The 24,295-nt window shown below is 68.5% G+C and carries 24 protein-coding genes; 17 read left to right on the forward strand and 7 right to left on the reverse strand.

The window, feature by feature from the left end:
* Positions 1–19 precede the first annotated feature (19 nt).
* On the forward strand, positions 20–1,708 hold the full coding sequence (locus SOM10_RS08950; RefSeq protein WP_053098453.1) for an ABC1 kinase family protein: 1,689 nt from the start codon (positions 20–22) through the stop codon (positions 1,706–1,708).
* Positions 1,709–1,881: 173 nt separating this feature from the next.
* Complete coding sequence (locus SOM10_RS08955) at positions 1,882–3,939, forward strand: BCCT family transporter (protein ID WP_372984536.1); 2,058 nt, start codon at positions 1,882–1,884, stop codon at positions 3,937–3,939.
* A 565-nt stretch (positions 3,940–4,504) separates the two neighbouring features.
* On the opposite strand, the gene SOM10_RS08960 is transcribed toward SOM10_RS08955, so the two are convergent.
* Positions 4,505–6,169, reverse strand: a complete 1,665-nt coding sequence (locus SOM10_RS08960) for an SDR family oxidoreductase (RefSeq protein WP_320489556.1) — start codon at positions 6,167–6,169, stop codon at positions 4,505–4,507.
* Between the two features lie 91 nt (positions 6,170–6,260).
* On the opposite strand from SOM10_RS08960, the gene SOM10_RS08965 reads away from it, so the two are divergent.
* The 3 genes from SOM10_RS08965 to SOM10_RS08975 all read left to right on the forward strand — a co-directional run bounded on the left by SOM10_RS08965 (position 6,261) and on the right by SOM10_RS08975 (position 8,417).
* Positions 6,261–6,509, forward strand: coding sequence for a hypothetical protein (locus SOM10_RS08965; protein ID WP_320489557.1), 249 nt, complete (start codon positions 6,261–6,263; stop codon positions 6,507–6,509).
* Positions 6,510–6,565: 56 nt separating this feature from the next.
* Positions 6,566–6,739 carry a CsbD family protein gene (locus SOM10_RS08970; protein ID WP_072590528.1) on the forward strand — a complete coding sequence of 58 codons (174 nt, stop codon included), beginning with the start codon at positions 6,566–6,568 and terminating at the stop codon, positions 6,737–6,739.
* 100 nt (positions 6,740–6,839) lie between these two features.
* Positions 6,840–8,417, forward strand: coding sequence for an MFS transporter (locus SOM10_RS08975; protein ID WP_187249003.1), 1,578 nt, complete (start codon positions 6,840–6,842; stop codon positions 8,415–8,417).
* A 15-nt stretch (positions 8,418–8,432) separates the two neighbouring features.
* Here the strand turns inward: SOM10_RS08975 and SOM10_RS08980 are convergent, their stop codons facing one another.
* A complete protein-coding gene (locus SOM10_RS08980) occupies positions 8,433–8,990 on the reverse strand; it encodes a MarR family winged helix-turn-helix transcriptional regulator (RefSeq protein ID WP_053098456.1) in 558 nt (185 codons plus the stop codon).
* Positions 8,990–9,241, reverse strand: coding sequence for a hypothetical protein (locus SOM10_RS08985; RefSeq protein ID WP_053098457.1), 252 nt, complete (start codon positions 9,239–9,241; stop codon positions 8,990–8,992). The genes SOM10_RS08980 and SOM10_RS08985 overlap by 1 nt, the downstream gene beginning before the upstream one ends.
* A gap of 123 nt (positions 9,242–9,364) precedes the next feature.
* On the opposite strand from SOM10_RS08985, the gene SOM10_RS08990 reads away from it, so the two are divergent.
* The 8 genes from SOM10_RS08990 to SOM10_RS09025 all read left to right on the forward strand — a co-directional run bounded on the left by SOM10_RS08990 (position 9,365) and on the right by SOM10_RS09025 (position 15,830).
* Positions 9,365–9,814, forward strand: coding sequence for a MarR family winged helix-turn-helix transcriptional regulator (locus SOM10_RS08990; protein ID WP_320489558.1), 450 nt, complete (start codon positions 9,365–9,367; stop codon positions 9,812–9,814).
* Positions 9,815–9,886: 72 nt separating this feature from the next.
* On the forward strand, positions 9,887–10,216 hold the full coding sequence (locus SOM10_RS08995; protein ID WP_053098459.1) for a hypothetical protein: 330 nt from the start codon (positions 9,887–9,889) through the stop codon (positions 10,214–10,216).
* Positions 10,217–10,219: 3 nt separating this feature from the next.
* Positions 10,220–10,510: a hypothetical protein gene (locus SOM10_RS09000; protein ID WP_320489559.1), complete on the forward strand. Its 291-nt coding sequence runs from the start codon at positions 10,220–10,222 to the stop codon at positions 10,508–10,510.
* 85 nt (positions 10,511–10,595) lie between these two features.
* Entirely contained in the window at positions 10,596–11,819 is a 1,224-nt protein-coding gene (locus SOM10_RS09005; RefSeq protein WP_295105270.1) for an MFS transporter, read from the forward strand.
* Positions 11,820–11,972: 153 nt separating this feature from the next.
* On the forward strand, positions 11,973–13,280 hold the full coding sequence (locus tag SOM10_RS09010; RefSeq protein ID WP_053098462.1) for an ABC transporter substrate-binding protein: 1,308 nt from the start codon (positions 11,973–11,975) through the stop codon (positions 13,278–13,280).
* A gap of 72 nt (positions 13,281–13,352) precedes the next feature.
* Positions 13,353–14,225, forward strand: a complete 873-nt coding sequence (locus SOM10_RS09015; protein WP_056276212.1) for a carbohydrate ABC transporter permease — start codon at positions 13,353–13,355, stop codon at positions 14,223–14,225.
* Entirely contained in the window at positions 14,222–15,115 is an 894-nt protein-coding gene (locus SOM10_RS09020; protein ID WP_056276215.1) for a carbohydrate ABC transporter permease, read from the forward strand. The genes SOM10_RS09015 and SOM10_RS09020 overlap by 4 nt, the downstream gene beginning before the upstream one ends.
* Position 15,116: 1 nt before the next feature.
* Entirely contained in the window at positions 15,117–15,830 is a 714-nt protein-coding gene (locus tag SOM10_RS09025) for an alpha/beta hydrolase (protein WP_320489560.1), read from the forward strand.
* Between the two features lie 165 nt (positions 15,831–15,995).
* Here SOM10_RS09025 and SOM10_RS09030 read toward each other — a convergent pair whose 3' ends face one another.
* Genes SOM10_RS09030 through hisD form a run of 3 tightly spaced genes read right to left on the reverse strand, consistent with a single transcriptional unit; the run spans position 15,996 to position 18,822 of the window.
* Positions 15,996–16,739: an HpcH/HpaI aldolase family protein gene (locus SOM10_RS09030; RefSeq protein ID WP_053098466.1), complete on the reverse strand. Its 744-nt coding sequence runs from the start codon at positions 16,737–16,739 to the stop codon at positions 15,996–15,998.
* Positions 16,736–17,494 carry an SDR family oxidoreductase gene (locus tag SOM10_RS09035; protein WP_320489561.1) on the reverse strand — a complete coding sequence of 253 codons (759 nt, stop codon included), beginning with the start codon at positions 17,492–17,494 and terminating at the stop codon, positions 16,736–16,738. Before SOM10_RS09035 ends, SOM10_RS09030 begins: the two co-directional genes overlap by 4 nt.
* Positions 17,491–18,822 carry a histidinol dehydrogenase gene (gene hisD, locus SOM10_RS09040; RefSeq protein WP_053098468.1) on the reverse strand — a complete coding sequence of 444 codons (1,332 nt, stop codon included), beginning with the start codon at positions 18,820–18,822 and terminating at the stop codon, positions 17,491–17,493. The genes SOM10_RS09035 and hisD overlap by 4 nt, the downstream gene beginning before the upstream one ends.
* Positions 18,823–18,921: 99 nt before the next feature.
* On the opposite strand from hisD, the gene SOM10_RS09045 reads away from it, so the two are divergent.
* The 4 genes from SOM10_RS09045 to SOM10_RS09060 all read left to right on the forward strand — a co-directional run bounded on the left by SOM10_RS09045 (position 18,922) and on the right by SOM10_RS09060 (position 23,112).
* A complete protein-coding gene (locus SOM10_RS09045; protein WP_320489562.1) occupies positions 18,922–19,923 on the forward strand; it encodes a LacI family DNA-binding transcriptional regulator in 1,002 nt (333 codons plus the stop codon).
* Between the two features lie 134 nt (positions 19,924–20,057).
* Entirely contained in the window at positions 20,058–21,038 is a 981-nt protein-coding gene (locus SOM10_RS09050; RefSeq protein ID WP_320489563.1) for an ester cyclase, read from the forward strand.
* 30 nt (positions 21,039–21,068) lie between these two features.
* Positions 21,069–22,238: a hypothetical protein gene (locus SOM10_RS09055; protein WP_320489564.1), complete on the forward strand. Its 1,170-nt coding sequence runs from the start codon at positions 21,069–21,071 to the stop codon at positions 22,236–22,238.
* Entirely contained in the window at positions 22,231–23,112 is an 882-nt protein-coding gene (locus tag SOM10_RS09060; RefSeq protein ID WP_320489565.1) for a nitrilase-related carbon-nitrogen hydrolase, read from the forward strand. The genes SOM10_RS09055 and SOM10_RS09060 overlap by 8 nt, the downstream gene beginning before the upstream one ends.
* Before the next feature lie 248 nt (positions 23,113–23,360).
* On the opposite strand, the gene SOM10_RS09065 is transcribed toward SOM10_RS09060, so the two are convergent.
* Positions 23,361–24,287, reverse strand: coding sequence for a LysR family transcriptional regulator (locus SOM10_RS09065; RefSeq protein ID WP_053098472.1), 927 nt, complete (start codon positions 24,285–24,287; stop codon positions 23,361–23,363).
* Positions 24,288–24,295 lie beyond the last annotated feature (8 nt).

The raw sequence follows: 24,295 nt of genomic DNA on the forward strand, positions 1-24,295 counted from the left end.
CACGACACAGGGACGACACATGACGGATGCTGCGGCGCAGGGCGCCCATCGTGCCCGGTACCGCCGCATCCTGTCGTTCGCGGCGCGCGAGTTCCTCAAGGTCTGGTGGTTCGAGCTCGTGCTGCCGCGCTTCGGCATGAGCTCGATCGCCGAGCGCACCCGGGCGCCGCGCATGCAGCGCTTCGCGAAGCGGTTCCACGTGCTCGCGGTCGAACTCGGCGGCCTCATGATCAAGGTCGGGCAGTTCATGTCGTCGCGCCTCGACGTGCTGCCGCCCGAGATCACGAAGGAGCTCGAGGGACTGCAGGACGAGGTCCCGGCCGTGCCGTTCGCCGACATCCGCGCGGCCGCCGAGGCCGAACTCGGCCGTCCGCTCGCGGAGGCCTACGCCTGGTTCGATGAGACGCCGGTGGCTGCGGCATCCCTCGGCCAGGCGCACCGGGCCCGCCTCTCCGCACAGGATGCCGTCGACACCGGTCTCGGCGACGTCGTCGTCAAGGTGCAGCGCCCCGGCATCGACGAGATCGTCGCGGTCGACCTCGCGGCACTCCGCCGCGTCGCCCGCTGGGCGATGCGCGTGCGACTGGTCGCCGATCGGGTCGACGCTCCCGGCCTCGTCGAGGAGTTCGCGCAGACCAGCCTCGAGGAGATCGACTACCTGCACGAGGCCGCCAGCGCCGAGCGCTTTCGTGAGAACTTCGCCGGCGACCCGCGCGTCAGCGCCCCCGAGATCGTCTGGGAGCGGTCGACCCGGCGCGTGCTCACCCTCTCGGACGTCACCGCGATCAAGATCAACGACACGGATGCTCTGCGGGCAGCCGGCATCGATCCGGCCGAGGTCGCCGACGTGTTCGCCGAGGTCATGTTCGACCAGGTGTTCACGCACAGCTTCGTGCACGCCGACCCGCACCCGGGCAATATCTTCGTGACACCCGAGGCCGACTCGACGACCGGCCGCAACTTCCGCCTCACCTTCATCGACTTCGGGATGATGGCCGAGGTGCCCGACAACCTCCGCGACGGTCTGCGCACCCTGCTGATCGCGGTCGCCGGTCGCGACAGCCGAGGCCTGGTCACAGCGGCCCAGGAGATCGGCGTGCTGCTGCCCTCCGCCGACACCGCCGAGCTCGAGCGGGCGCTCCGCGCGCTGTTCGCCCGCTTCGGCGGCATGGGCTTCGCAGAGCTCAGCAAGGTCGACCCTCGGGAGTTCACCGACTTCGCCGACGAGTTCGGCGACATGGTGCGCTCGCTTCCGCTCCAGCTGCCCGAGAACATGCTGCTGCTCATCCGTGCGGTGTCGCTGACTTCGGGCATGTGCTCGAGCCTCGATCCGTCATTCAACGTGTGGGACGCCGCCGAGCCCTACGCCGGTCGCCTGCTGCGCGACGAGTCGGGCAACCTCATGCAGGACATGGCGCAGCAGGCCATGGAGACCGCCGCCGTCACCTACCGCCTGCCGAAGCGGATCGACGCGATCATCACCCGCGTCGACGACGGCAACGTCACCTTCGACACCTCGGCCCTCGAGCGCCGCCTCGACCGGCTCGAGGGCATCGCCCGCCGCATCGGATCGGGCGTGCTGTTCGCCGCGATGCTCGTCGGAGGCGCGCTGCTCGTCACGCCGCTGCCGCCGCTCGGCATCACCCTCATCTGCGTCTCGGCGCTGCCCCTGCTGCACTCGGTGTTCGGCGGTCGTCGCTCGCGCTGATGCGCCCGGAGTGCTCGCGCTGATGCGCCCTGGTGCTCGCCGCTGACGCGCCCGGAGAACCCGGAGCATCCGGCATCCGCCCGGCGTGTGCGCCCCGGAGCGCCGCGGATCGACCCGTTCATCTGGCCTTTCCGTCCAGGTCGCAGAATGCCGGCATGGGAGAATGGGTTCTCATGGACACTCCGGACGAGAAGACGCCCACGAGGAACGACCCTCCGAAGACCTCCACCGCCGCGATCAGGCAGGCCGCGAAGGCCACCGAGACCGCGCAGAAGATCGTGCGCGACATCGCCGCGGTTCCGCCGCGCGGCGTGCACCCGGCGCTCGTGCCCGGCGTCTCGGTCGAAGAGACCGGACGCACCTACCGCACCGATCCGCTCGTCTTCGGCATCGCCGTCGCGCTGACCCTCGCGTTCATCGCGTGGGGCGTGTTCGCGGGTGACAACCTCTCGGGCACGACCTCGACCGTGCTCGGGTGGGTCGTCGAGTACTTCGGCTTCTTCTTCACCACGATCGCCACCGTCATCCTCGTCTTCATGCTCTTCGTCGGCTTCAGCCGCTACGGACGCATTCCCCTGGGCCGCGACGACGAAGAGCCCGAGTTCTCGATGTTCTCGTGGATCTCGATGCTCTTCGCCGCCGGAATGGGCATCGGTCTCGTCTTCTGGGGCGCCGCCGAGCCGCTCACCTTCTTCGAGAACCCGCCGCCCGGAACGGTCGAGGCGAACACCCTCGAGGCCATGCACACGGCGCAGGCGCAGGTGCTCTACCACTGGGGCCCGCAGGCGTGGGCCTTCTACGCGCTGGTCGGCGGCGCGATCGCGTACGGCGCGTTCCGTCGTGGCCGCACGCCCCTGATCTCGTCGATCTTCGCGCCGCTGCTCGGTGAGGGGCGCACCACCGGACCCCTCGGTCGCACGATCGACATCTTCTCGATCATCGTCACCCTCTTCGGCACCGCCGCGTCACTCGGCCTGGGAGCCCTGCAGATCGGCCACGGCGTCGAGATCGTCAGCGGCATCGGCGAACTCGGCAACGGCGTGCTCATCGCGGCCATCGCCGTGCTCACCGCCTGCTTCATCGCCTCGGCGGTCTCGGGCGTCTCGAAGGGCATCCGCGCGCTGTCGAACATCAACGCGGTCGTCGCGCTGCTGCTCGCATTCTTCGTCTTCTTCGTCGGACCGACGCTGCTGATCCTCAACGTCATCCCCTCGGTCGCCGTGCAGTTCCTCGGTGACCTGCCCGAGATGGTCGCGCGGTCAGCGTCGCAGGGCGATGAGGCGCAGATGTTCCTGTCGAGCTGGACGATCTTCTACTGGGCATGGTGGATCTCCTGGTCGCCGTTCGTGGGCATGTTCATCGCCAAGATCTCGCGGGGCCGCACGCTGCGCCAGTTCGTCTCCGTCGTCATCCTGGTTCCGGCCGCGATCTCGCTCATCTGGTTCGCGATCTTCGGAACCACGGCGATCCAGCAGCAGATGAACGGCGCAGGACTCACGGTCGACCCGCCCGAAGAGGTGCTCTTCGGCGTGCTCGAGAACCTGCCGTTCCCGCTGATCACCAGCATCGTGCTCATCCTGCTGATCTCGATCTTCTTCATCACCGGCGCCGATTCAGCCTCGCTCGTCATGGGCACGCTCTCGCAGCAGGGTCGCCCCGAGCCGTCGCGCTGGGTCGCCGTCGTCTGGGGAGTCCTGGTCGGAGTGATCGCGGCGGTGCTGCTCGTCACCGGCGAAGAGGGCAGTGGCCTGAAGTCGCTGCAGAACGTCACGATCATCGCGGCGCTGCCGTTCGCGGTGATCATGGCCTTCATGATGGTCGCGTTCATGAAGGATCTGCGACGCGACCCCATGATCCTGCGCGAGCGCTATGCCCGCATGGCCGTTCGCCACAGCGTCATGGCCGGACTCGAGGAGTACGGCGACGACTTCGCGCTCGTGCCTGTCGAGTACGACCACTCCGAAGACGACCTCGCCTGGATCGATGAGGCCGACGTCGACGACAGCCTCGCCGAGGTCTACGCGACCGCGACCGAGGCGATCGACATCATCCCCGACGCCGGTGGTGGCGCTGCGGATGCCGGCGCCGATGCCGGCGATGCGAGTCCGGCCGGAGATGCGAGTGCGACCGGCGACGCGAGTGCGGCCGGCGATGCGAGTGCGGGTGCGGCCGCGGACGCCGGGTCGGATGACGGGGGCGACCCTGCGGGCCTCGCCGAGCGTCCTTCCTGACGTCAGTCGCATTGTTGACCCCGCCCGCGCCGCCCCCGGCCCGGTGCGGGGTCAGTAGCGCATCCGAATCGGCCGTTTCCGATGTGAAAGTGGCCCCGCACGTGAGTCCCGGTGCCGAAGTGGCCCCGCCATGTGGGTGGGGCGTGAGGTTGCCCCTACCCGCGGGTTCCATCGCGGTGCGGGGTCAGTAACGCATCCGAATCGACCGTTTCCGCTGCGAAAGTGGCCCCGCACGTGAGTCCCGGTGTCGAAGTGGCCCCGCACGCACCTCGCGCGTGGGTCCGGGTGCCGAAGTGGCCCCGCCATGTGGGTTGGGCGTGAGTTGCCCCTACCCGCGGCTCCATCCCGGTGCGGGGTCAGTAACGCATCCGAATCGGCCGTTTCCGCTGCGAAAGTGGCCCCGCACGTGAGTCGCGATGCCGAAGTGGCCCCGCACGTGAGCCCCGGTGCCGAAGTGGCCCCGCAAGCGCAAAGGCGTGCGGGAGGCCGGAGGCGCGAGGCGGGAGGCGGGAGGCGCGGGGCGCCAGGGCTTAGGCGGATGCCGCCTCAGCCCCGGCCCAGAGGCTCAGGCGACGGGGGCCGTCTCGCTCGGGGCCGCCTCGCTCGCACCCGCCTCGCTCGCACCCGCCTCGCCCGCACCCGCCTCGCCGACACCGGGAGCGACCGTCTCGACGGGGACGGATGCCGCGGCGGTGATCTTCGCCGCCATGCCCGCGAAGATGAAGCCGTGGAACGGCAGCACGGCCAGCCAGTACAGCCGTCCCGCGAGCCCGCGGGGGAAGAAGACCGCCCGCTGCTCGTAGCGGGATCCGTCGCCGTCGGGCAGTGCGCGCAGCTCGAGCCAGGCCTCGCCCGGCACCTTCATCTCGGCGCGCAACCGCAGCAGTCCGCCGCTCGCGGGCGACGAGTCGGTCTTGCGGCCGGGCTCCTCGACGGCTTCGACGCGCCAGAAGTCGATCGCATCACCGACCCGCGCCTCGGCCTTGCTGCGGCGTCCGCGGCGGAGCCCGACTCCGCCGACGAGCCGGTCCATCCAGCCGCGCACCGCCCAGAGGAACTTCGACGAGTACCAGCCGTTCGACCCGCCGATGCCGATGATCACCCGCCACAGTCCGTCGACCGGAGCTGACGTCTTCAGCTTGCGGGTGTCGGTGAAGACGGTGCGTCCCGCCCAGTCCGGGTCGCTGGGCAGCGGGTCGCTCGGGGCGCCCGAGACCTCGGCATCCTGCCAGCTCGTCTCGATGGTGTCGGCGTCGAGACGGCCCAGCGCCATCGACACGGCGGTGCGGTACGGGGTCAGCCCGCCGTCCGGGCGGGGGATGAGATCATCGATCGCGCGGTCCTTCACGATGCACTCGTTCTGCAGCGACGCGACGAGCGGGCGCGCGATCGATCGCGGAACCGGGGTCACCAGGTTCACCCAGTGCGATGCGAGTCCCGGAGTGAGCACCGGCAGGGCAGCGATCGCGCGCTGGCGCAGACCCGCCTCGAGCGCATAGCCGTTCATCATCTGGCCGTAGCGCAGCACGTCGGGTCCGCCGATGTCGGCGGCGCGGTTGACGCTGTCATCGACGCGCGCGGCGCCCAGCAGGTAGTGCAGCACGTCGCGCACCGCGATCGGCTGGATGCGGTTGCGCACCCATTTCGGCGCCGGCATGTACGGCAGCACGTCGGTCAGGTGCCGGATCATCTCGAACGATGCGGAACCGGAGCCGATCACGACGCCGGCCTGCAGCACGAGCGTCGGAACGCCCGACTCGAGGAAGATCTCGCCCACCCGCACCCGGGAGCGCAGATGAGGCGAGAGCTGCACATCGTCGGGATGCAGTCCGCCGAGATACACGATGCGGCGCACGCCGGCCTTCGCCGCGGCATCCGCCACCGTGGTGGCCGCTCGTTCGTCGCTCTCCTCGAACCCCTTGCCCGCCGTCATCGAGTGGATCAGGTAGTAGACCACGTCGACATCGCGCATGGCCTCGGCCACGGCGTCCGCGTCGTCAGCAGAGCCCTCGACGATCTCGCAGTCGGCACCCCACGGGAAGGATGCCGCGCGCGCGGCGTCCCGGGCCAGTGCGCGCACCCGGTATCCGGCGTTCAGCAGACGAGGCGTCAGCCGCCCGCCGATGTATCCCGTGGCGCCGAGCACCAGCGCGCGAGGCGCCGATCCGTCTTCGCGGGGGAGGGCGCGCAGGGCCTCTTCGTGCCCGGTGGGCTGGGTGAGCTCGGTCATGTGTCGAGCGTAGGCGTGATGACCGGAAATTTCACTAGGCTGGCGATTGACTAGTTCATCTAGTAATCTTTTGGCGGAGGAAGGTGATCACATGGCGACAGCCACGCAGTACCCCACCCGTCGTGAGCTCCGGTCTCGGCGAATCCTGCCGAACGGTCCTGTCGACGTCGCCCCGCTGTCGGCACGTGCTGCTGTCGGCCGCTCCACCGGGCTCCGCAGCGTCCCGCTCCCCGCATCGCGCACGCCGTTCTGGAAGTCCGCCGGAGTCGTCGGCCTCATCGCGGTCATCGCCGCCGGCACTCTGCCGCTGGCGGCATCCGCCCTCGACATCCCCCTGTGACCGCACGGCGCGGGCGCTCGACCACAGACCACCGCTGAGAAGAGAGAGGAGCCCCCATGGGACTCGATGACAAGATCAAGAACACCGCTCAGGACCTCGCCGGCAAGGCGAAGGAGGCCGTCGGCAAGGTGACCGACAACGAGAAGCTCGAGGCGGAGGGCCGCGCCGACCAGGCGAAGGCCGACGTCAAGAAGGCCGGAGAGAACGTGAAGGACGCGTTCAACAACTGACACCGGTGAGCAACGGCGGGGAGGTGGCGCGAGCCACCTCCCCGCCTTCTGTGCGGCTCGACCTGCGATGGTCGTGCGGCGCGAGAGAGAGTGAGACAGCATGTCCGACCGCCTGAACAATGACACGCCGAACCTGTGGCAGCGCCTGCTGCGACGGCTGCGTCCCGCCGCGGCAGAGCCGCGTCGGCTCACGGTCGAGGACGTCACCGTCGTCGACCGCCCGATGCTCCGCCGCGCGGTCGCCGGCACCGTGGTCGGCAATCTCATGGAGTGGTACGACATCGGCGTCTACGGCTATCTCGCGGTGATCATCGGGCGGGCGTTCCTGCCGGACGCATCTGCCGGGGCGCAGTCGCTCTTCTCGCTCGGCGTCTTCGCGGTGACCTTCGTCGCCCGTCCGCTCGGCGGCATCGTGCTCGGCCAGCTCGGCGATCGACTCGGCCGTCAGCGCGTGCTGGCCTTCACGCTGATCATGATGGCCGCGGCCACATTCCTCATCGGCGTGCTCCCCGACTTCTCGGTCATCGGCGTCTGGGCGCCGATCCTGCTGATCGTCCTCAAGCTCGCGCAGGGCTTCTCGACCGGCGGCGAGTACGCGGGCGCCACGACCTTCATCACCGAGTACGCGCCCGACCGGCGCCGCGGCTTCTATGCCTCCCTGCTCGACCTCGGCTCGTACATGGGCTTCGCGATCGGCGCCGCCTTCGTCTCGATCCTGCAGCTGACGCTGTCGGCCGAGGTCATGCAGGGCTTCGCCTGGCGCATCCCGTTCCTCGTCGCGCTTCCGCTCGGACTGATCGCGATCTACTTCCGTCTGAAGATCGAGGACACCCCGGCATTTCAGGAGGCACAGGACTCGGCGAAGCGCGCGGCCGACGACGCACAGGCGTCGGCGGATGCGCCCAAGGGCGTGCTCGCATTGATCCGCGCATACTGGCGCGAGCTGCTGACGGCGTTCGTGCTCGTCGCCGCCGCCAACACCGTGGGCTACGCCCTTACCTCCTACATGCCCACGTACCTCACCGGAACCCTGGGCTACGACGAGGTGCACGGCACTCTGCTCACCCTTCCCGTGCTCGTGGCGATGGCGCTCTGCATCCCGCTCACCGGAAAGCTCTCCGACCGCATCGGACGCCGCAAGGTGCTGTTCATCGGCTCGATCTCGGCGATCGTGCTGGCCGTGCCGTCGTTCCTGTTCATGATGCACGGGGAGATCTGGTCGACGCTTCTCGGCCTGGTGCTGCTCGCCTTCCCCGTGACCTTCTATGTGGCCAACCTCGCCTCGTCTCTGCCCGCGCTCTTCCCGACGTCGTCGCGCTACGGCGGCATGGGCATCTCGTACAACCTCGCCGTCGCCCTGTTCGCGGGCACGGCTCCGGTCGTGATGGAGGCGCTCGTGCAGATGACCGGATCGTCGCTGGCCCCGGCGTTCTACGTGATCGGCACCTCGATCGCCGGCTTCATCGCCGTGGTGGTGCTCAAGGAGTCGGCGCGCAGGCCGCTGCCGGGTGCGATGCCGAGCGTGCAGACGATCGAGGAGGCCGTGGAACTGGTCGAGACGCAGGAGGAGAACCCCGACCTCGACCTCGACGAGCTGTTCCCCGAACGCCTCGAGAACGCCGCGGACGACGACGGAGAGGCCGGCGCTCGGGTCGAGGATCAGGTCGAGAAGGCCTGACCCGCGGCGGAGGGATCACTCGCCGGAGGGCTCGGACTCCTCGTGCGAGCGGATGACGTCGCGCAGCTCCTGATCGAGATCCGACGCCTCTTCGATGGCCGAGGTCATGCCGGCGAGGAATCGCGTCACGATGCCACGCTCGCGGTCGCTCATCTCGTCGACGAGCGACAGCATCCGCCGGTGCATCGCGCCGAGGGTCTCGCGCACCTCGTCGTCGCTGCTGACGGTGGGCACGACGACCCCGGCGCGGCGATCGGTCGGGTGCGGCTCGCGCTTCGCGTGCCCGCCCTTCTCGAGACGGTCGATGAGGGTCGTCGTCGACGCCGTGGAGATGTCGAGCATGCGGGCGATGTCGATCGGGCGCACGATGCGGCCGGCCCGCTGCTCGCGCAGCAGGAATCGCAGCGCGACCAGGTCGGTCTCGTTCATGCCCATCGACGCCCTGGTGCGGGCGCGCATGGCGGTCTCGGCCGAGCGGTAGCGGCGGAGCATGTTGAGCACGTCGACCGTGCTCGCGCTGTCGGAGTCGGGGTACCAGTACCCCGATCGGCCGAATTCTTCAGAGCGCTCCATCACGCCACCTCGCCGTCATCGCTCAGGGATCCCTCGTTCTCTCCATGCTCGCGCGCGAGCATCTCGATCGCGCCGGCTTCGACCTCGGCAGGGACGATCCGCAGCAGTCCGCCCGTGATGGCGTCGTGCTCGGCGGCCACGATCTGGTCGAGCCGCCAGGCGGGAACCGACGGGAACCGCGCTCGCAGGCGATCGAGCATGTCGGCGTACATGATGTACCCCGCATCCCCGAGTGTGAATCGCTCGACCATGACGTCCCTTTCCTGCCCGTGTTCTATCTTCGCACCCGATCAGAGTCCCTGGTGGCATTGGAATTCGCTAGGCCACCTCGTTACCTGTCTTTCGAGTAGCATGGAAGGGTCAGGGGGTGACACATGGCCAGCAGGACCGACATCAGAACGACGTCGACCGATCTCGTCGCTCGGGTCGACGAACTCCGTCGCGCCGAGGCGCAGCTGGGCCGTCGTCTCGCCGCGCTGCGCGCGCCCAACGACACCGATCGTGAGGCCATGAGGTACATCACGGAGGCGCCGGCGGATGCTCCCGCGACCCCGGGAGGACTCGCTGCGCACCTGAACGTGAGCACGGCCGCGATCACGAGCCTGCTGCGTCGTCTGCAGGAGCGCGGCCAGATCGTCGTCGCCCCGCATCCGGCCGACGCGCGATCGAAGGTTCTGCGACCCTCTCTGCGCGATCTCCACTCGCCCGCCGACGAGCTCACGCAGCGCATCGCCGCCCTCGCCGACGAGTTCACGCCCGAGCAGACCGATGCGATCTCGCGGTTCCTGCAGCGCTTGACGGAAGAGATCGGCGACCTTCCCTGACGCCGGACTGGGATTTAGCTAGGTAACCTAGTAATCTATTTCTCAAGCCAGTCTGAGCGTGAGGGAGAGAACATGGGTTACCTGACCTACGGAAGCACCGCCGCACCGATCGAGATCGACGACGAGCTGCTGACCCACCTGCGGCTGGTGATCGTGACCAAGCTGCGGCGCAACGAGTCCTTCCCCCTGACCCTCTCGATCGGCGACGGCGCCGTCGAGACGCTCTGGGTGCACGCCTCCATCCCCCTCCGGTTCGCCATGGACGAGGAGCCGAGCATCGACCGCTCGCTGGTGGTCTCGATGATGAACGCGGCGAACTCTGCCGGCGGGCTCGACCTCACCCGAGGTGAGTTCGCTCCGGCGCTCACGGGGTCGCGTGTGCTGCACGCGATGACTGCGTGAGCCATGTCCGCACGCATCAGGAATGCCGCCAAGGCGGCGACGAGCGCGCGGGTGCGAGGCGCCTCGCGGACGCGAGGGCTGTGGGTCGAGGTCGATCCCGGCTTCTACGTCGGCAATGACCGGCGCCAGTTCCTCGGATCGATCGCGGGGACGCCGCGCGAGGGCTTTCGGGCTTTCGGAGCGCAGTCCGACTTCATCGGCCAGTTCGACGACCTGGATGCCGCCAAGGCTGCGGTCGCTGCGGCATCCGTGATCGCCGAAGAGATCGCACAGGGCGAATCGCTGCTCCACTGAGGGTGATCGCGATCGCCGCACGGGTGGCATACGCGATGCGGAAGGCGATTTTCGACGGCGTCCCTCGACGTGTACGGTCGTTGCTATGACTTCGATCGAATCGATTCGACGGCCTGCTGTCGACCAGGCGTCGCGCCGAGCGCGCATCGCGGTCTCGGCGCTGTTCCTCACGAACGGCGCACTGTTCGCCAACATCCTGCCCCGCTACCCCGAGATCAAGGCTGCTCTGGGGCTCGACAACGCCGGGTACGGCCTCGCGATCGCGGCCTTCCCTGCCGGCGCGATCGCCGCGGGTCTTCTCGCCGCCGTGCTGATCCGTCGATTCGGGTCGGCGCGGATCGCCGTGTTCGGCACGATCGCCACGGGACTCGGCCTGCTCGCCGCCGCACTGGCGCCCTCCGGCATCCTCTTCGCCGTCGCCCTTCTGCTCGGGGGAGCATCCGACGCGATCACCGACGTCGCGCAGAACGCGCACGGTCTGCGCGTGCAGCGGCGATACGGCCGCTCGATCATCAACTCCTTCCACGCCATCTGGTCGATCGGCGCGGTTCTCGGCGGAGGCATGGCCGCGGCCGCGATCGCCCTGCAGCTGCCGCTCGGCGTGCATCTCGGCATCTCGACCGCGGTGTTCGCGGCCGTCGCCTTCACCGCGCTCTGGTTCTGCCTGCCCGGACGCGATGAGGAGGCGGATGCGGAGGCGACGGCCGAGCCGGTCGAGCTGGGCGGCGCCGTGCGCCGCGGAGTCAGCCCTCGCACCGTGATGATCATCATCGCGCTCACGCTCATCGCGATGGCCGGTGCCGTGGCCGAAGACGCCGGCAACTCGTGGGCGACTCTCTATCTGAGTGAATCGCTCGGCGCCGCGGCCGCCATCGCGCCGCTCGGATTCATCGCGCTCGTCGGCGCACAGTTCATCGGTCGGATGCTGGGCGACGGCATGACCGACCGGTTCGGGCAGCGCGCGGTGGCCCGCGTCGGAGGACTGATCGCCGCAGCGGGCATGACACTCGCGCTCATCTTCCCGAGCGTGCCGGGAACCATCGCCGGATTCGCCGCCGTCGGCTTCGGCATCGCGACGCTCATCCCGGCCGCCATGCATGCGGCGGACGAACTGCCCGGCCTGCGACCGGGAGTGGGGCTCACGGTCGTGTCGTGGCTGCTGCGGCTCGGCTTCCTGCTGTCACCGCCGATCGTCGGGTTCATCGCCGACACCGAGAGCCTGCGGGCCGGGTTGATCGTGGCCCCGGCTGCGGCTCTGGTCGCGGTGCTTCTCGCCGGAGTGCTCGAGAAGCGCAAGGTTCGGGAGTAGCAGTTCGGGTCGGCCACGGAGGGCCGTGAGAGTGATGCGGAAGGGTGTTCGTCCTCCCGTATCGCGGGTTTTCGCAGTATACGTATTCAATCCTGAAAGTTTCCGGGAACATAGGCTTCCCTAAGTCGATTGCATACGTATACCATCAGCGTCATGGGACACATCAAGCATCGAGCACTGCCGGTACTCGCCCTCGCAGCAGTGGGCATGATCGCCCTCTCCAGCTGCGGCGCCGGGACCCGAACCGACAATGAGAACGCGACAACGGTGTCGTGCGACTACACGGCTCCCGAGGGCAAGACCACGGTCAACGTCCTCGCCTACAATTCCTCCGCCATCGACCCCTTCACCGACACCATGGTCAAGAGCTGTTCGACCGATGACGTGACGCTGAAGCACGATCCGATCGACTTCGGCGGGCAGGTGACCAAGACCACGGCCACCCTGGCCGGCGACACGGGCACCTACGACATCATCGAGACCTACGGATTCGTCATCCCCGGCTTCGGCGAAGAGGAGAAGCTCGTTCCGCTGAACGACCTCTGGGACAAGTATGGCGAGGACTACGGGCTCGGCGAGATCAGCGAGTCGATGGTCGAGGGCATGTCCTACGACGGCGACATCTACGCCATCCCGATGCAGGCGCAGATGTTCGTCATGGCCTACCGCACCGACATCTTCGAAGACCTCGGCCTCGACGTGCCGACCACCTTCGACGAGATGATCGCCGCGGCCGAGGCGATCAAGGCCGAGGGCCTCATGGACTACCCGATCGCGCTGCCCTGGCTCGCCACGGCCGACGTGACGACCGGCTTCGAAGGGGCGATGAACTCCCTCGGCGCCGACTTCGTCACCGCAGACGGCGAGGTCACCCTCGACGGACCCGAGGCGAAGCAGGCCGTCGAGGCGATGCTCGCACTCAAGCCCTACATGGACCCGCAGGTCACGACCTTCGACCAGCCCAAGGTGCAGCAGCAGATGTTCAACGGCACGGCGGCCATGTCGATCATGTTCTCCGGTCGCATGTTCGACCTGACCCTGCCCGCGAACTCCAAGCTGTCCGACTCCTTCGGATTCGCCGGTGCGCCCAAGGTCTCCGACGACGCCGAGTACTCCTACAACCGCCTCTCGATCGACGGCTGGTCGATCCCCTTCAACACCAAGCTCGACCACGACATGCTCTTCCAGATGATGGCGTCCGCCGTCAGCGAGGACGCGTCCACGGCATCCGTCCCCGCCGCCTACCCGGCCCGCGAGGGCATGGTGACGGAGGAGAACTCCCCGTACGGTGCCGCCGCCAACGACTCGATCGCGAGCGCCATGCCGCCGATCGTGTCGCCGGTCATCGCCGACATCACCAACGAGATCCGGCCGATCCTGGTCTCGATCCTCAACGGCCAGGTGTCCGTCGACGACGGGCTCGCCCAGATGCAGGCCGCCGGCGAGAAGATCGCCGGCTGACCCCGATCCGACCGTCCATGACTGTGGCCTGAGCGCGAGTTCAGGCCACAGTCCGTCCAAGGGAGGACGCATATGAAGGCACGCGAATTCTGGCTGCTCTTCGCTCCGAGCCTGCTGGTGATGGGTGCACTGCTCGTGCTGCCGCTGGTGCGCACGGTGCAGTGGAGCTTCGAGCAGGTCCGCTACGGCACACCAGGCACCTTCATCGGGTTGGAGAACTTCACCGACGCGCTGACGGATCCCCGTTTCCACAAGGCGGTGATGTTCACGGTCGCCGTCACGATCGTCACCACGGCGATCCTGCTCGTCTTCGGGTACATCATCGCCACCGGCATCAACCGCATCACCACGTCGCGTCCGCTCGTGCTCGGCATCATGCTCGTCTCGTACGTGCTGCCGAACCTCGTCGGCGCCGTCGCCTTCTCGTGGCTCTTCGACGACAACTTCGGCGGTGTGGTGAACCGCCTGATCGGCTTCTTCGGCGGGTCGCAGGTGCTCTGGTTCACCGACCAGGTGCCCAACGCGATCCTCGTGATCGCCAACACCGTCTGGCACATGCTCCCGTTCGCGATGCTGATCATCCTGGCCGGACTCCAGGGCGTGCCGAACGAGCTGAAGGAGGCGGCGAAGATCGATGGCGCCAACGGCTTCCAGACGCACCTCAACGTGATCATCCCGACCATCCGCGGAGTGCTCGGATTCGTGACGCTGATCACGATCATGGATGTGCTGCGCATGTTCGACAACCTGATCCCGCTGTCGCCGCAGGCGCAGAACATCGGCAACGAATCGATCATGCTCTACGTCTACTCCGTGGCATTCGCCGATGGCGCCGAGAACCTCGGTCTCGGCAGCGCGATCAATGTGCTCACCATCCTCCTGATCCTCATCATGCTGATCCCGTTCATCCGGGGCATCTTCAAGGAAGCGAAGGCCGAACGATGAGTCTCACCTCCGCAGAACTCTCGACGAGGGCCATCGTCACGAAGGGCGTGCCGAAGCGCCGTCGCCGCGGCCCCAACCGCCCGCCGGTGATCACGGGGCTGCTGCTCGGCATCCTCTGCATCGTGATGCTGAGCCCCTTCATCTGGATGACGCTGTCGGTGACCAAGCCCACCGACGTCGCCTTCGCCAACCCGCCGGTGCTCTGGGACTACCAGCCGACCCTGCAGGCGTTCGTCGATCTGTGGCAGACCACGTACTTCGCCGACTACCTCGTGAACACCGTGGTCGTGGCGGTCGTGTCCACCGTGATCGCGCTGGCGATCGGCATCCCGGCGGCCTATGCGCTGTCGCGGTTCCCCAGCTACGTCTCGGCGCTGCTGCTCGTGCTCGCACTGATCTTCCGTGCGCTGCCCCGCTTCGCGGTGGTGCTGCCGATGTACGACATCAGCCGCGCGCTCGGCATCTACGACACCACGTTCGCGCTCGCGATCGCCCTCGTCGCGATCAACCAGCCGTTCACGATCTGGCTGCTGCGCAACTTCTTCGCCGAGATTCCGAAGGAGCTCGACGAGGCGGCCATGATCGACGGCTGCACCAGGATCGGGATGCTGCGCAGGGTCATGATCCCACTGATGGGGCCGGGGATCCTGACCGCCGGCATCTTCGTGTTCCTGTTCGCCTTCCAGGAGTACCTCACCGCGCTCGTGCTCACCGACACCTCGTCGAAGACGGTGCCCGTGTTCATCGCCACGCAGCTCGGGCAGACCCTGCCGATGCTGCAGCAGGCGGGAGCGGCGTCGATGCTGTTGACGATCCCGGTGTTCGTGATCGCCTTCATCGCGCAGAAGTATCTCGTCGCGGGTCTCAGCGACGGTGCCGTGAAGGGCTGAGGTGGCTGCCGCGGTGCCGCCGCTCGTGCTCCTCGCGGGCATGAACTGCACGGCCGACCTGTGGACGGATGCGCGGTTCGAGGGGGCGGTCCGGCCGGTGCTGGATCGTCCCTCGATCGGCGAGCAGGTGGCGGCGCTGCTCCGGGATCTGCCCGAGACCTTCGTGCTCGTCGGCCACTCGCTCGGGGGCATCGTCGGCATGGCTCTCGCCCTCGCCGCGCCTCAGAGGGTGACCGGCCTCTGCCTCGTGTCGACCAATGCCAAGGCGCCGACCGACGCGCAGCGTGCCGGATGGGGCGGGTGGCTCACGGCACTCGACGAGGGCGTCGAGCCGCGCGCGCTGCAGGACGGCATCCTCATTCCTCTGCTCGGGGAGGCGCTCGTGCGAGAGCGGCCCGAGCTCGTGGAGCGGACTCTGCGCATGGGGGAGGAGACCGGTGCCGACCGGCTGCGCGCTCAGCTGCGGATGCAGCTCACGCGCACCGACCTGCTCTCGCGGATCACCGGATTGTCGATGCCGACCCTCGTCGTCTCGGGGCTCGACGACGCCATCTGTCCGCCGCACTTCCACACCGAGATCGTGTCGGCGATGCCTGACGCCCGTCTCATCACCCTCGATGCCGGCCACCTGCTGCCACTCGAGCGGCCGCGTGAGTTCGGGCGTCTCGTCCGGTCGTGGATGTCGCAGCAGCGACTGGCCGGCATCGTCGTCTGACCTCGGGTTCGCGGCGCCTCGGCTTGTGGTGCTGCGGCAGTCGGGAGGGGATCCGCGATTCGGAGGGTGGAGGCGGGGGAGGTGACCTCCGTATCGCAGATCTCCTCCGGATCGACGGTGGGTGGCGGGGCGCGGGGCGCGGGCGGCGCGGGATGCGGCGAGCGCTCAGCGCTCGGGCGCCGCGAGGCCGCGCAGATGCGCCATGAGAGAGGACGCGAGGTTGTAGACGACGAGGTCGGCTCCGTCGGCGAAGGCCGCGCTCGCCGCATCCCTCGTGCCGACGATGTCCATGCGCAGTGAGCCGACCCTGGCCAGCGCCGAATGCACCGCAGCGATCGCCTCGGGCACCGGTCGGTCATCCGGTCCACTCGACGCCGCGAGGTCGGCGGGGCCGACCATGATGCCGTCGAGTCGTGGCACCGTGGCGATGCCCTCGACGTCTGCGACCCCGCCGGGCGATTCGATCATCCCGAGCACGAGAGTGTTCTCGAGCCACCAGTCGCGGTGCTCTGAGGGGTCGATGAGACCGAAGCGTCCGGCCCGGCTGTAGGTCGCGAATCCGCGCAACCCGACCGGCGGGTACATCGCCGCAGAGACCAGCGCCTCGGCATCCGCTGTCGTGTCGAGGTGAGGGGCGAGGATGCCCTGGGCTCCCTGGTCGAGCACCCGCAGGATCTGGCCGCGGTCGCCCTCGCCGACGCGCACGATCACCGGCACGCCGTGCACCTGGGCCAGCGCGATGTGCTGCCGCAGCGCGACGACGTCGGCGGGGCCGTGCTCGCAGTCGATCAGCACGAAGTCGAACTCGGCGACGGCGAGCATCTCGACCAGCTCTTCCGACGGCATCCGGAGCAGTGCCCCGATCAGCTTCTCGCCGGCGAGCGCTCGGGCTCGCAGCGACCGCATCATGCGACCATTCCTGCTGAGAGATCGATGTCGGCACCGCACATGCCCGGCATCCCGAGCATCGCGATGACCGCTGCGCCCACCTCTTCTTCGGTGACCATGCGTCCGAGCGCCGCGCGCGAGACGAACGCCTGCTCGGCGTCGTCGATGCTCGTGCCCGATCTCGCGGCCTCGAGGCGGAAGTTGCGCTCCATGCGCGGTCCCTGCACCGGGCCCGGCGACAGCGAGTTCACCCGCACACCTGCCGGTCCGACCTCGAACGCGAGCGTCGAGGTGAGCCCGATCACGGCCATCTTCGACGCGCAGTACGGCGTGCGGTGCGCGAGCGGACGCTTGCCCGAGACGGAGGCCACGTTGATGACGTCGCCCTCGCCGCGTTCGACCATGCCGGGCAGGAGCGCCTTGCAGAGCAGGAACGTGCCGCGCACGTTCACGGCGAACACTTCGTCCCAGTCGTCGACCTCGATGTCGGTGAGCGCTGCGACCGGACCCGGGATGCCGGCGTTGTTCACAAGGATCGACACCTCGGTGTCCGCCAGCTGCTCCCGCAACGTGTCGACGGACGCCGGATCCGACACGTCGCAGGTCATTCCGCGTGCCCGTGAACCGAGGTCGGCGACGACGCGGTCGAGCTTCTCCGCGTCCCTCCCGACCACGACCACGTGCGCACCGGCGGCGTGCAGGGACCGGGCGATGGCCGCCCCGAGTCCGCTGCCGCCGCCGGTGACCACGGCCGTGCGACCGGCGAGGTCGGTCATCGCGACTCCGCGCCGACCGCCGCGTGACTCTCGTCGATCCAGGCGAACTCCGTGCCGGCGTGCCTCCAGGCGCGGGCATCGCCCGAGCGGGCATGACCTTCGAAGAGCTCGACTCGTGCAGCGCGGCCGCACACGGCTCCGAGCTCGGCCGACGACTCGCTGTTCTGGATCTCCTGATAGGTCACCGTGCGCAGGTACTTGCCCACCCAGAGTCCGCCGGTGTACCTCGCGGCGCCGAGCGTCGGCAGCACGTGGTTGGTGCCGATCACCTTGTCGCCGTAGGAGACGCAGGTGTTCTCGCCGAGGAACAGCGCGCCGTAGTCGTGCATCCGCGTCAGTGCCTCGCGCGGGTTCTGCGTGAAGATCTGCACGTGCTCGAAGGCGAAGTCGTCGGCGATCCGATAGGCCTCGTCGAGGTCGTCCGCGACGATCACCTGTCCCCAGTCGCGCCAGGCCGGGCCGGCGTAGTCGCGAGTGGGCATGCCGGGCAGGATCTTCTCGATCCAGTCCATGACCTCCTCCGCCAGCGCCTGCGAGGTCGTGACGAGCACGGCGGGGGAGTCGGGGCCGTGCTCTGCCTGGGAGAGCAGGTCGACGGCGGTGAAGAAGGGATCGGCGTGCTCGTCGGCGACGATGAGGATCTCGGTCGGGCCGGCGAAGAGGTCGATGCCGACCTCGCCGAACAGCTGGCGCTTGGCCTCGGCGACGTAGGCGTTGCCGGGGCCGGCGATCATGTTGACCGGTTCGATCGAGTCGGTGCCCACGGCCATCGCCGCCACCGCCTGCACTCCGCCGAGGATGTAGATCTCGTCGGCGCCGGCCATCTTCATCGCGGCCACGGTCGCGGCGGGGATCTCGCCTCGGATGGGCGGAGTGCACGCGACGACGCGGGGCACGCCGGCGACCTTGGCGGTGATGATCGTCATGTGCGCGGATGCCGTCAGCGGGTACTTCCCTCCCGGGATGTACGCACCGGCCGCCTGAACCGGAACATGCTTCTGTCCGAGGAACACCCCGGGCAGCGTCTCGACCTCGATGTCGACGAGCGAGTCGCGCTGGGCCTGAGCGAAGCGGCGCACCTGGCTCTGCACGAACTCGATGTCGGTGATCACCTGGGCGTCGAGCGTGCCGATGATCTCGGTGATCTCGTCATCGGAGAGCCGATACGAGTCGCGACTCCAGTTGTCGAACTGCTCGGCGTACCGCCGCACGGCGACGTCGCCGTTCTCGCGGATGTCGCCGATGATTCCCCTCACCCGCTCGGCGACGTCCTGCTGAGCGGTGTCCGCGAACGTCTTCGTCGGCGCGGTCTTGAGATGCAGGGGCATGGCCCTTCCTTTCGTTGCATACGTATGTGCTGATTATGACCGCGTATGCATTCGGGCGTCAAGGGCGGTAGAATCCTGAGATCGAGGGGGAGGCGCCAGATGGTCGTCACGAGTCGTGATGTGGCCCGCTTGGCGGGAGTCTCGCAGCCGACGGTGTCTCGGGCACTGCGCGACGACGCGCGGGTGTCCGAGGCGACGAAGCTCCGGGTGCGCGAGGCGGCCCAGCTGCTGGGCTACGTGCCGAGCGAGGCGGGGCGAGCTCTGTCGTCCGGTCGCACGCGGCGCATCGGCCTGCTGCTGACCGATCTCGACAACCAGTTCTACTCGCACATCATCGCCCCGGTGCACCGAGAGCTCGAGACGCTCGGGTATCAGCTGATGCTGCACACCGAGTCGGCCGACAACGACACCATCGTCGAGCGACTGCTGGCCAACGGCCTCGACGGCGTGATCCTCGCGACCACCACCGTGGACTCCGTCGCGCCGCTGCGCCTCAAGGATCGCGGGCTGCCCTTCGTGTACTTCAACCGCACCGGCTCGTTCGTCGAGGCGGACGCCACGGTCGTCGATCCGGCTCCCGGTTATCGCGAGGCGGTTCGGCGTGCTGTCGGACTCGGGCACACCAGGGTCGGCGCGGTGCTCGGACCGAGCAACACGAGCACGGCGCAGAGCCGCGAGGCCGCTCTGCGGGAGGCGCTCGTCGCCGAGGGTGTGACGCTGCCCGAGAGTCACGTGCGCCGGGTGCCCTACGGAGCTGCCGAGGGCGAGGCTGCGGCATCCGAGCTCCTCGAAGGGTCGGAGCGCCCGACCCTGCTGTTCTGCGGCAACGATGTGGTGGCGTACGGTGCGCTCAATGCCGCGCACCGCGCCGGTCTGCGGGTGCCGGACGACCTATCGATCCTCGGTTTCGACGACCTTCCCGAAGCGGCCTGGCCGATCATCGACCTCGCCACGATCGGCTACGACATCGTCGGCATGGCGCGCACGGCCGCCGACCTCATCGTGCGCCGCATCGAGGATCCGAGCGCCGAGCTCGAGAAGACGCGCTTCGAGTCCGTCTTCGTGCCGAGGCGCACTCTCGCGGCCGCACGCGCCGACTGACCCGCCTCTCGGCGATGATCACCGTGTGCGCAGGATCGTCTCTTGCGTTGCTTTGTGCATACGCATACACTGACCAGGAAGAAGCCAGCGATCACCGATGAACCGCAGCTTCGCATCTCGAAGGAGTGAAACGCGTGTCTCTCGACCCGGTTGCCTATCTGCCCTACCAAGACCCCGACGACTTCATCCGTGAGGTCACCGATCTGATCTGGGTCGATCGGTCGATCAGCTTCATCCGCGACAACTACGAGCCCGACTCGATCGTGCACGGCGCCTACGGCACCTCGACGACGCGACAGGAGGTCATCGAAGGAACGCTCATGCGCATCTCGGCGACACCCGATCGCACCGGCCAGGCCGAAGACGTGATCTGGGAGGCTCGCGGCGACGATGCGTTCCTCAGCTCGCACCTCGTGCTGTCTGGGCACCTGCAGACCTCCTCGCACAGCCGCACCATCGCCAGCTGCCTGTACCGCAAGGGCCGCATGGTCGAGGAGTGGGTCGTGCGCGACTCGCTCGCCGGCGCACTCGAACGCGGCGACGACCTCGACGAGCTCGCCCGCGCCCAGGCCTTCCGCGGCTACACGGGGTCGTGGACCGAGCCGGCGCCCGCCGATCCGATCGCGAAGGGCGATTCGGGCGTGCGTCCCGACGACCACCGCTCCGAGGTCGAGACCGTCATCGACATGATCCAGACGGTGTGGAACGACCGCGACCTGCAGAAGGTCGAGAAGTTCTTCCACCGCGACCTCGTGCTGCTCACGGTCGGCAACCGCGTCGTCATCCGGCCTGAGGGCTACCGCCGCGCACTGCTGCGATTCCTCGAGTCGTTCCCCGCTGGGCAGTTCGAGATCCGTGACATCCAGACCAACTACGACGTCCGCTATGCGGGACTGCGCGTCGCGGTCACCTGGAAGTTCGTCGGCGATTACAACGGAGCCCCGAACTACGGCAGCCTCACCGGCAAGCCCGTCGACGTGCTCGGCATCTCGCAGTTCACCTTCCATCAGGGAGCCCTCGTCAAGGAGGTGCGCCTGTGGGACGACATCGCTCTGCGCGCCCAGATCGCGGGTACCCGCGGCGACGAGCCGGCAGCCTTCAGCAACATCTACTGATCATCGACTGATCGACAAGGAGAAGAAGAAATGAGCAACGCCATCGTCGACCAGGTCGACGTCATCGTCCCCGCGGACGAGATCGCACGCCGCACCATCCGCCGCACCGACTGGGTGCCGTGCAACTCCGCTTTCATCGACTGCCGCACTCCGGGATCCGACCGCAAGGAGAACTACTCCTTCATCGGCGCCGGCGTCTCGCAGAACGCGAGCCAGTACGTGAACCTCGAGGTGAATCACGGCTTCAACACCGGAGCCGCGGGGATGCCGAACGGCATCTCGAACAACCTGCATCTGCACTTCACCGCGGAGGTCTTCATCAACCTCGGCGGCGAGTTCCGCCTCCGCTGGGGTGTCGACGGCAAGCAGGGCGAATACATCAGTCACGACGGAGACATCGTGACGATCCCCACGTGGATCTTCCGCGGGTTCACGAACGAGGGGCCGGATGACGGCATCCTCTACACGGTGCTCGGCCGCGACGACAACGGCGGCATCATCTGGGGTCCGTCGGTGCTGCGTGAGGCGGAGTCCTACGGCCTTCACCTCACGGCCGACAACAAGCTCATCGACACGGTCGCCGGTGACGTGCTGCCCGACGACGTGCCGCTGATCACCCCGATGAAGCAGCACTACATCGACGAGCTCACGACCTACACGGTCGAGGACATGCGCGCGCGGGTCATCCAGCCCGGCGACCGCAAGTACTCGTCGGCGGCGCTGCTGTGCGCGGCGGTCGACGGCGGGCACGTCGAGCTCGCCACCGCCATCGGATACGGCATGAGCGAGAACCGTCGCCAGGTGCCGAACGTCACGGAACCCCACTCGTTCAACCTCGCGTGGGTGCGGGCCGAAGCGGGTCAGGGCGTGCTGCGCCACCGTCACGACAAGACGCAGGCGCTGCTGTTCAAGACCGGCCGCTGGGAGGTCACCCTCAACGGTGACCCGTCGACCGCCGTCACGCTGGGCGCCGGAGACACCTTCTCGGTTCCGGAGGGCAGCTGGCGCTCATACGTCTGCGTCGAGGGCGACGAGTCCGGCACCGGCACGGTGCTCGTGATCAACGGCGGCGACGACCGCGTCTACCTCGAGTGGGCTCCGGAGGTCGTCGAAGCGGCGGCCGCCGCCGACTGGACCATCGATCCCAACGGCTACCTGGCCCCGCTGGGAGTGATGGTCACCGCCACGGAAGATGACTGAGAACGACGGGGCGCGAGGGGGCTCTGCCCCCTCGCGCCCCGGCGCGTCCGTGACGGGATCGGATGCCGCTGAGCTGCGCGTCGCGGCGCTGTCGCCCGAGATCGTGCTCGGCGACGTCGACGGCAATCTCGACCGCATCCGCTCGGCGATCTCTGCCGCCGCTCGTCGGCAGGCGCAGCTGATCGTGCTGCCGGAACTCGCGACCAGCGGCTACGTGTTCGCGGATCGCGAGGAGGCGCACAGTGCCGCTCTCACCGTCGATGACCCGCGGTGGTCGACGCTGCAGGAGGCGATCCCCGCGGATGCCGTCGTCGTGGTCGGGTACGCCGAAGCAGACGGGGAGCGGCTCTTCAACACCGCCGCCGTGCTCACTCGCGACGCGCGCCTGGCCGACTACCGCAAGTCGCATCTGTGGGGTGCCGAGAAGCTCGTCTTCGACAGCGGGTCCGAGGCCGGACTCGTCGTGGACGCCTCGTTCGGTCGTCTCGGCGTGGCGCTCTGCTACGACAACGAGTTCCCCGAGGTGCCGCGCCGCCTCGCGCTCGCAGGCGCGGATGTGCTCGCGCTGCCGGTCAACTGGCCGCTCGTGCCCCGGCCGGACGGCGAACATGCACCCGAGCTGATCCAGGCGATGGCGTCGGCGCGGTCGTCGCGACTGCCCGTCGTGATCGCCGATCGATGGGGGTCCGAGCGCGGTGTCGACTGGACCGACGGCACGGCGATCATCGACGAGCAGGGCTGGATCGTCGCCTTCCGCGCGGTGATGGGGGCGACGGCCGTGCTGTCGCTCGACGCCGCCCGCGGCAAGGCGCTGCCGCCGCACAACGACCTGTTCGCCGATCGGCGCGCCGACCTGTACTGGGTGGGTATGTGACGTCCGGCCCCGTGCCGGATGCAGGACCTGAGCACGGATGCAGGAACTGACCCCGTGCCGGATGGGTCGTGACCCGTGCCGGATGGGTCCTGACCTGTGCCGGTTGGGTCCTGACCTGTGCCGGATGCAGGACCTGAGCACGGATGCGGGGCGGGATCGCCGATCTGGTCCTGCATCCGTGCTCTCGTCCTGCAAACGGCGCGCGGTGGGGTGGCGAGGTGGCGCCGCCCGCCCACCCGGAGTCGGCCTCAGCTCAATGCCGTGCGACCCTGATGCTCCGGCAGGCGTTCGCGCAGCATCCGCTCGGCGAGCTCGGCGAGCTTCTGTGTCGCGGGTGAGAGCAGCACGCCCGCTCGCTGCACCAGGGCGATCGTGTCGTGCATCGGCTCGGCGAAGGGGAAGGTGCGGATGCCGGAGGGGAAGGCGTCGGACTCGGCGATCGAACGTGACACGATCGTGTCGGCCGTGCCTGCGGCGACCAGGCTGAGGGCCGTCTCGACGTGCTCGACCTCGACCGCCGGCTCGATGGTCAGGCCCCGCAGCCGTGCGCGTTCGAGCAGCTGGCGTCGGGTCGGGTCGTCCCACCCGGCGAAGGCGTCGTAGAGCACGAGCTTGGCGTCGGCGGCCTCCTCGATCGTGACCGGGCCGGCTTCCGGTGTCCGCGTGGCCGAGGCGTAGAGCACCTCGTCGCGGAAGAGCGGGCGCACTTCGAGGCCGTCTTCATCGACCGGCAGCACGAGCAGTCCGGCCTCGAGTTCGCCGGCCGCGATCGACCGTGCGACGTGCGCCGAGTTGATGCCGACCAGGCGCAACCGCACATTGGGATGCCGGTGGTGGAATGTCTCGGCCAGATCGGCGAGCGCGTAATAGGCCGCGTTGCGCAGCACGCCGAAGGTGCACGTGCCCCGCTCGAGCGAGGCCAGCGCCTGGATCGTGTCGATGCCGTTCTGCACCGCGCTGACCGCCTGCGCGGCGTGCGGCCGCAGTTCGAGCGCCGCGGCCGTCGGGACGAGGCGTCTGCTGCCTCGGGCGAACAGCGTGACGCCGAGTTCCCGTTCGAGGCGCGCGACCAGCTCCGAGACCGAGGCCTGCGTCATCCCGAGGGTCTTCGCCGCCGCCGTGAAGGATCCGTCGTCGAGTGCGGCGAGGAAGGCGGTGAGCTGGGTGATCGTCACACCCAATG

It is taken from the genome of Microbacterium sp. CFBP9023 (assembly GCF_034045055.1).
GTDB lineage: Bacteria > Actinomycetota > Actinomycetes > Actinomycetales > Microbacteriaceae > Microbacterium.